The following is a 2,095-nucleotide window of genomic DNA, read 5'->3' on the forward strand; positions in this document are numbered from 1 at the left end:
TGCCGCACGCCGTGCTCGACCCGGCCACCCGGCCCGGTGCCGACGACATCCCCGCCGTGCTGCGCGAGCTGCACCGGCAGCTCTCCCTGGAGGCGTTCGGCACGGCCCGGCTGCGGTTCCGGCACTACCCGCTGGCCGACTGGCTGATGCACCAGACCCTCGCCGACGGCGTCGACGCCGCCGACAGCGGCCGGGCCGCGCTGGTACGACGGCTGCGCGACCGGCGGGGCCGGCGCTCCGCCGAGGAACCCCCGGTGACCGGCGAGTCGGGCTTCGGCACCGCCCTGCAGGTGCTGCTCTGGCTGCTGCGCCGCGCGGTGCCCAGCGCGGTGTTCCGGATCGCCGTCTCCGGGCGGGTGCCGCTGGTCGGTCGGCACTACCGGTGGTTCATGCGGCAGCAGTACCTCGCGCCCCGGCAGTCGGTGACCTTCCTCGGCTTCGCCGAACGGCTCACCGCCGGCTGGCGGGACGGCGAACAACCGGCCCAGGTGGACAAGCTGCTGCTGCACGCCTTCCTGGAGGACCTGCGGCAGGCGTACCGGCGACGGTTCTGGCGGCCGGGGGACTGGCGCCGCACCGCGTACCCGGTGCTGCTGCTCGACGGGGTCGCCGTGGGCACCGTCGGGCACACCCTGGTCCGGCTGCTCAACGACGTCCGGAACGAGACCGGACGCAACGACCCGCTGCTGGTGGTGGCGGTCGGCGACGAGCCGCCGCCGGAACTCCCCGCCACGCGCGCGCTGCGCGAGGCCGACGAGGCGTACGAGGAGTGGGCCGAGGCGCTGCCGGAGACCCGGCGCCTGCGCCGGGCCGCCGCCTGGCTGCTCGTCCTGCGGTTGGAGGCCGGGGACGTCGTACCCCCCGCCCGGGGTCACCCCCCCGGGGCGCTGGCGGCGCCGGACCCGCCCTGGTGGTCGCGGCGCTTCCTGCCGGCGGCGGTGGTCCTGGTGCTGCTGCTGGCCGCCGGGGCGTGGGCCGACCGGCGCTGGGCGCCCGACTGCCACCCGTCGCCGACGGGGCAGGTCCGGGTGCAGCTGGTCGACGGTGAGTGCGTCGGCTACAGCGACAGCGCGGGGCAGCTGTTCAACAGCGACCCCGGCCAGGACCGGCTACGGGCGGTGCAGCGGCGGATCTTCGCGCAGAACCGCGCCACCGAGGAGGTCTGGCGGCGCAGCGAGCACCGCCGCCCGTACCTGACCCTGGTCTACCTGGGCTCGCTGACCGGCAACCGGACCCGCGCGGACGAGGAGTCGTACGTCTCCGAGCGGGAGGAGCTGGAGGGCATGGCGACCGCCCAGTACGCCCTGCTCAAGGAGTCCGCCGCCGCGGACGGCGCCGCTCTGCTGCACATCGTCGTCGCCAACGGCGGCCGGCAGATGCGCCACGCCGGCCGGGCGGTGACCATGCTGGAGGGTCTGGCCCGCGACGACCCGACCGTGCTCGGCGTGGTCGGCCTGGTGGAGAGCCGGACCAGCACCGCCGCCGCGCTGCGGGAGCTCAACCGGGTCGGCCTGCCGGTGCTCGCGCCCACCCTGTCGGCCGACCGGATGGACCAGAACTCCAGCCTCTACCTGCAGATGTCGGCGCCCAACTCGGATCAGGCCCGGATGCTGGAGTCGTACGCCCGGCAGGTGTTGAAGGTGACCGAGGCGCACGTCTACCACACCACCGGGGAGGGCAGCTCGCTCGCCGACGACCTCTACGTGTCCACGCTGGTCGACGGCCTGCGGGAACGCTTCGGCGACCGGCTCACCCGGCTGGACGAGTGGCGTACCGGGCGGCGGCTGACCCAGGAGTGCGGCTACCCCGGCGTGCTGGTCTTCGCCGGCCGCTGGTCGGAGTTCGACGGGTTCCTGCGCGCGCTCAAGGAGTGCGGCGCGAACCCGCCCCGGCACCTGCTCGCCGACGACTCGGTGAACCGCTACATGGCCAACCCCGGGCTGCGGGCCAGCGCGCCCGGCAACCTGCCGGTGACGTACGTGTCGAAGGCCGCCCTGGCCACCTGCGGCGCGCTGCGGGCCGCGCAGGCCCGGCGCGACGACGCCCGGGGCACCTTCCTCGGCTGGGTGCGCGCCGACGACCTGCTGGAGCCGCC

1 protein-coding gene is annotated in these 2,095 nt (G+C 75.5%); it reads left to right on the forward strand.

Features of this window, described 5'->3' with window-relative positions; translation table 11 throughout:
• A partial coding sequence (locus JNW89_RS35785) for a hypothetical protein (protein ID WP_238452379.1) occupies positions 1 to 2,095 on the forward strand: 2,095 nt, incomplete at both ends.

The organism is Micromonospora sp. 4G55, assembly GCF_016803375.1.